The organism is Aeromicrobium sp. (genome assembly GCF_025965075.1).
GTDB lineage: Bacteria > Actinomycetota > Actinomycetes > Propionibacteriales > Nocardioidaceae > Aeromicrobium.
On the sequence record NZ_JAOPXQ010000256.1, the window covers coordinates 1 to 4,767 of the forward strand.

At 66.7% G+C, this 4,767-nt stretch carries 6 protein-coding genes and 1 tRNA gene; 3 read left to right on the plus strand and 4 right to left on the minus strand.

Annotation, left to right across the window (positions count from 1 at the left end; translation table 11 throughout):
* Nucleotides 1–149 precede the first annotated feature (149 nt).
* Nucleotides 150–593 carry a redox-sensitive transcriptional activator SoxR gene (gene soxR / locus JWQ91_RS15180; RefSeq protein WP_297785978.1) on the minus strand — a complete coding sequence of 148 codons (444 nt, stop codon included), beginning with the start codon at nucleotides 591–593 and terminating at the stop codon, nucleotides 150–152.
* A gap of 83 nt (nucleotides 594–676) precedes the next feature.
* Here soxR and JWQ91_RS15185 point away from each other — a divergent pair, with 83 nt between their 5' ends.
* A complete protein-coding gene (locus JWQ91_RS15185; protein ID WP_297785982.1) occupies nucleotides 677–1,693 on the plus strand; it encodes a questin oxidase family protein in 1,017 nt (338 codons plus the stop codon).
* A 374-nt stretch (nucleotides 1,694–2,067) separates the two neighbouring features.
* Here the strand turns inward: JWQ91_RS15185 and JWQ91_RS15190 are convergent.
* A tRNA-Ser gene (locus JWQ91_RS15190) sits at nucleotides 2,068–2,154 on the minus strand.
* On the opposite strand from JWQ91_RS15190, the gene JWQ91_RS15195 reads away from it, so the two are divergent.
* Together JWQ91_RS15195 and JWQ91_RS15200 are read left to right on the plus strand one after the other, a co-directional pair.
* Complete coding sequence (locus JWQ91_RS15195; RefSeq protein WP_297785990.1) at nucleotides 2,115–2,849, plus strand: nucleoside/nucleotide kinase family protein; 735 nt, start codon at nucleotides 2,115–2,117, stop codon at nucleotides 2,847–2,849. The two genes, JWQ91_RS15190 and JWQ91_RS15195, sit on opposite strands and share 40 nt — an antisense overlap.
* Before the next feature lie 35 nt (nucleotides 2,850–2,884).
* Complete coding sequence (locus JWQ91_RS15200; protein WP_297785985.1) at nucleotides 2,885–3,019, plus strand: hypothetical protein; 135 nt, start codon at nucleotides 2,885–2,887, stop codon at nucleotides 3,017–3,019.
* Between the two features lie 6 nt (nucleotides 3,020–3,025).
* Here JWQ91_RS15200 and JWQ91_RS15205 read toward each other — a convergent pair whose 3' ends face one another.
* Together JWQ91_RS15205 and JWQ91_RS15210 are read right to left on the minus strand one after the other, a co-directional pair.
* Entirely contained in the window at nucleotides 3,026–3,628 is a 603-nt protein-coding gene (locus JWQ91_RS15205; RefSeq protein ID WP_297785987.1) for a CE1759 family FMN reductase, read from the minus strand.
* Entirely contained in the window at nucleotides 3,625–4,716 is a 1,092-nt protein-coding gene (locus JWQ91_RS15210) for an LLM class flavin-dependent oxidoreductase (protein WP_297785992.1), read from the minus strand. The genes JWQ91_RS15205 and JWQ91_RS15210 overlap by 4 nt, the downstream gene beginning before the upstream one ends.
* Between the last annotated feature and the right edge of the window lie 51 nt (nucleotides 4,717–4,767).

A 4,767-nucleotide genomic window follows, 5' to 3' on the forward strand; every position in this document is an offset into this window, starting at 1 on the left:
GCTGTGACGAGTTGTGGTGAGCCGATCCGCCTCTTGCCTAGATGCCCCCGTTCAAGGCCCTTGCGAAACGCTGTCGGTGACCCGTCGGTCGGTTGAGGCCCTTGCGCAAGACGGAAGCTCACTCGGAATCTGAAGGTAAGACTGCTTGGTCAAGTTCGGTCTTCGTCGTCATTCATGCTCCACCGAACCGCTCCCGTGCCGATGCCGGAGAGTTCGTCATTGAGGTTGTACAGACTGCACGACTTGAGCGAGAGGCAACCACACCCGATGCAGCCGTCGAGCGAATCGCGCAGTCGGTCGATGGTGGCGCGGCGTTCGTCCAGGCTTTGTCGCCATCGTTGGGACAGTCGTTGCCAGTCGGCCTTTGTCGGTGTCCTCCCCTCGGGCAGGGATGCCAAGGCTTGGGCGATGTCGGCCAGCGAGATCCCGATCTGCTGGGAGACACGAATGAACGCGACACGTCGCAGCACGTCTCGGCCATAGCGGCGCTGGTTGCCAGCAGTGCGTGAGCTGTGGATGAGGCCTTCGCGCTCGTAGAAGTGAAGCGTCGAGACCTTCACCCCGGTGCGTGCGGCGACCTGTCCGGGCGTCATGACATGCAGTCGAGTCTTCTCGTGCGGCTCGATTCTGATCTCCTCCTTGACCTCAACCTTCGTTGAGGTTGTCTGATTGTGCCATGAACTTCGACATCCTCGATGAGGCGTACACCCGGCTCCGGTCCACTGGACCGGAGTTCGACGACTGGCTCAGCAACCACGGGCCCATGGCAGCAGAGGCGCTGGCCCGTCATGGACACGAACACAAGATCCCCAAGTGGCTCGACGGCTACAGCAAACGTCTCGAGGCCGCACCGCGACCATCTGTGATGATCGATGACTGGCGCGCGGCGCTGGGCGACGCGCGTCGTCTGGGCGACTGGCTGGGTTGGTTCGACAGCGAGCTCCGGGACCGGCCGTGGACACAGGTGCTGCAGGCCTGGTGGCCTCGCCTCCTGCCCGGTATCGCTGCCGGCGCGACTCACGGAGTCATTCGTGTCGGTCACGCGGTACGAGTCCTGCGGGAGGAGGGCGAGACCGCGGCGCGAGTCGGGGAACTTGCCCACGGGCTGGGGTACTGGGCCGCACGCTGGCAACCAGTACCTGGCGCCACCGCGCCAAATGGCCGCTTGGATGCCGCATCCGCGGTCGCATCCGTCCCGACGATTCCTCGTCAGGTCGGCGGGATCCGGTCGAGGCTTGCGCAGCTGGAGGACATCGATGGATGGCCCCAGGCCCAGCGGGCTCTGGCGACCTCACCGGACTGGGAGGGACTGCTTCGGGACGTGGTGAACGCTGCGGTGAGGCGGTATGCGACCCATGCGCACAGCGAGCCCGTGATGCTCGTCCATGCTGCGACTGCGCCGAACGCCGTCCTACGCGCTCTCCCCTCACTACCGGACGACCTGTGGGCACCCAGCGCCGCAGCGGCCTGGTCGGCGTCCGCCGCAATTCATGCTGCCTACGCCTCCGCGACGAGCGCGCCACCGGCCCGGCCCGCGGCAACCGCGGCAGACGCCTTCGACAGAGCCGCCCAGCACGGCGACGAGCATGTCATCAAGCTCGCCGACACCGCACTGGACACCTATGCCTGGACGGGAGACACCCAAGCGCTCGCGGCGGTCGAGACGGCGGCAAACCTCGTCGACCCACTGTGAGACTCGTCGGACACATGGCCGGGCAGAGGTCCAGGTTGCCTGTCCGCTGACGATCGCAACGAACACTTCGACCGATGCGAACCTGACGCGTCAGGAAACTCGAGCGTCGGACAGGAGGAGACACACGTCTTCCCAGAGGTCCAGGTCCTGGCACGCTAACGCGGCGCTAAGACGCACATCAGTTGTCGCCGCTTTGAGTCAATTCGAGGGCCCCGTGAACTTCGATCGAGCCCGCGCCAGATCACGTCTCAGCCGCCGGAATTTGTTGCATCTTCAAAAGGTGTGCCGAAAATGTGCCCACAAGGCGTCTCGACCAAAACAAAGACCCCCGCTTCTCACTGTCATTCCAGTGAAATACGGGGGTCTTCATCGTGCGGTGGCGGTGGGATTTGAACCCACGGTGGGTTTGACCCCACACATCATTTCGAGTGATGCACCTTCGGCCGCTCGGACACGCCACCGCGGAGTACCTTACCGGACCTGTCTCCGTGGTCCGAACCGGCATCGACGGCAGAATGCAGGCGTGGACATCACCGAGCTGGCGACGAGGGCGGAAGCACTGGTCCGGCCGGGGCGCCGGGCGATCCTGGGCATCTCCGGACCTCCCGGTGCCGGCAAGACGACCCTCGCGCGGAAGCTGGTGGCACGGCTGCGAGCCGACAGCATCCCGGTGGCCCACGTGCCGATGGACGGGTTCCACCTGGCCGACGCGGCGCTCGTCGAGCGGGGCCGGTTGACCGCGAAGGGCGCGATCGACACGTTCGACGGCTTCGGCTACCTCGCGCTGCTGCGACGGCTGCGGGCCGAGACCGACCACGACGTCTTCGCACCGGACTTCGAGCGCTCCCTCGAGCAGCCGTTGGCCGGGGCGCTGACGATCACCCCTGACGTACGGCTCGTGGTCACCGAGGGCAACTACCTGCTGGACGAGTCGGACCCGTGGCCGGCGGTGCAGGCGGCGATGGACGAGGTGTGGTTCGTCGACCTCGAGGAGGACCGCCGGAGATCCCGGCTGCTGGACCGCCACATCGCCTTCGGCAAGGAGCCGGCCGCCGCCCGGGCGTGGGTGGACGAGGTCGACGAGCCCAACGCCCGGCGGGTCACCGCCCGGCGGCACGTCGCCGACCTCGTCATCCAGCACGAACGCCAGACCTGAGGTGTGCGTTCGCCCCGGCGGGGTACTGGTCCAGCATGAAGCTGCTACGTGGAGTCGCCGCCCTCGGGATCGCCAAGAAGATCTACTCCGAGGCTCGCAAGCCCGAGAACCAGGCCCGCATCAAGTCCGCGGTCGACAAGGCCCGGTCGCGGGGCAACCGCGCTCGTTGACCGCCCTCAGGCGTTCGGGTTCGACGCGGCCAGGAACGTGTCGCTGAACAGGTCGAACTCGTCCTCACGGGCGCGCCCGGTCCCTGCACCCTTCAGCAGGCTGACCAGCTCACCCGCGGCGCGGTCGATGCGCTGCCCCAGGGCGTTCGCGCCGTCGGTGGCCCAGTCGTGCTGGGACGCGAAGACACCAGTCGGCACGACAAGCGCCTGGAGGTAGGCGAACAGCGGCCGCAGCGCGAAGTCGATCGCCAGCGAGTGCCGGGCCGTCCCGCCGGTCGCGGCCAGCAGGACCGGCTTGCCGATCAAGGCATCGGCCTCGAGGACGTCGATGAACGACTTGAACAGGCCGGGGAACGACGCCTTGAAGATCGGCGTGACGACGATCAGGCCGTCGGCCGCGACGACCTTGTCAATGGCGTCCTGCAGGCGCGGGGCGGCGAACCCGCTCAGCATCGCGTCGGTGACCTCGTGGGCCAGCTCGCGCAGCGACACCACCTCGACCGACGCGTCACCGAACTGCCGCTCGACCGACTCGACCAGCCGGTCGGCCAGCATGCGGGTCGACGAGGGATCGCTCAGTCCCGACGAGATCGCGACGATGCGGGTCATGCGTCCACCTCTTCCTTGGTCGCAGCAGCGGCGACGCGACTCGCGTGCGTCGGGGCGTCCGGTACGTTCGCGGGCCGACGTGCGTCGAACTCGGCCCGCAGGGTCGGCAGCACCTCGCCCAGCAGGTCGAGCTGCTCGAGCACGATCTTGAGCGGCAGGCCGGCGTGGTCGACGAGGAACAGCTGACGCTGGTAGTCCCCGAAGTAGTCGGCGAACGCGACGGTCTTCTCGATGAACTCCTGCGGGCTGCCGACTGTCAACGGGGTCTGCGCCGTGAAGTCCTCGAGCGAGGGCCCGTGGCCGTAGACCGGGGCGTTGTCGAAGTACGGTCGGAACTCGTTGACCGCGTCCTGGCTGTTCTTGCGGATGAAGAACTGGCCGCCCAGACCGACGATCGCCTGCTCCGGCTCGCCGTGCCCATAGTGGGCGTAGCGCTGTCGATAGAAGTTGATCAGCCGGATGTAGTGCTCCTTGGGCCAGAAGATGTTGTTGGCAAAGAAGCCGTCACCGTAGAACGCGGCCAGCTCGGCGACCTCGGGCGTACGGATGTTGGCGTGCCAGACGAACGGCGCGACGCCGTCCAGCGGGCGTGGCGTGGCGGTGAAGCCCTGCAGCGGGGTGCGGAACTTGCCCTCCCAGCTCACGACCTCCTCGTCCCAGAGGCGACGCAGCAGGTGGTAGTGCTCGACGGTCAGCTCGACGGCCTTGGAGCCGTCGTAACCGAACCACGGGTAGACCGGCGCGGTGTTGCCGCGGCCGAGCATCAGGTCCATGCGACCGTCCGAGAGGTGCTGCAGCGTTGCGTAGTCCTCGGCGATCTTGACCGGGTCGTTGGTCGTGATCAGCGTCGTGGACGTCGAGAGGATGAGCCGCTCGGTCTGCGCGGCGATGTACGCCAGCGTCGTCGTGGGCGAGGACGGGACGAACGGGGGGTTGTGGTGCTCGCCGGTCGCGAACACGTCCAGCCCGATCTCCTCGGCCTTCTTCGCGATCGTGATGGTGTTCTTGATGCGCTCGTGCTCCGTCGGCGTGGTGCCGTTGGTCGGATCGGTCGTGACATCGCCGACCGTGAACAGTCCGAACTGCATGCTGGTCATTTTGGTCTCCTCAGCCAACCCCTACGATGGGGCTTGTTGAAT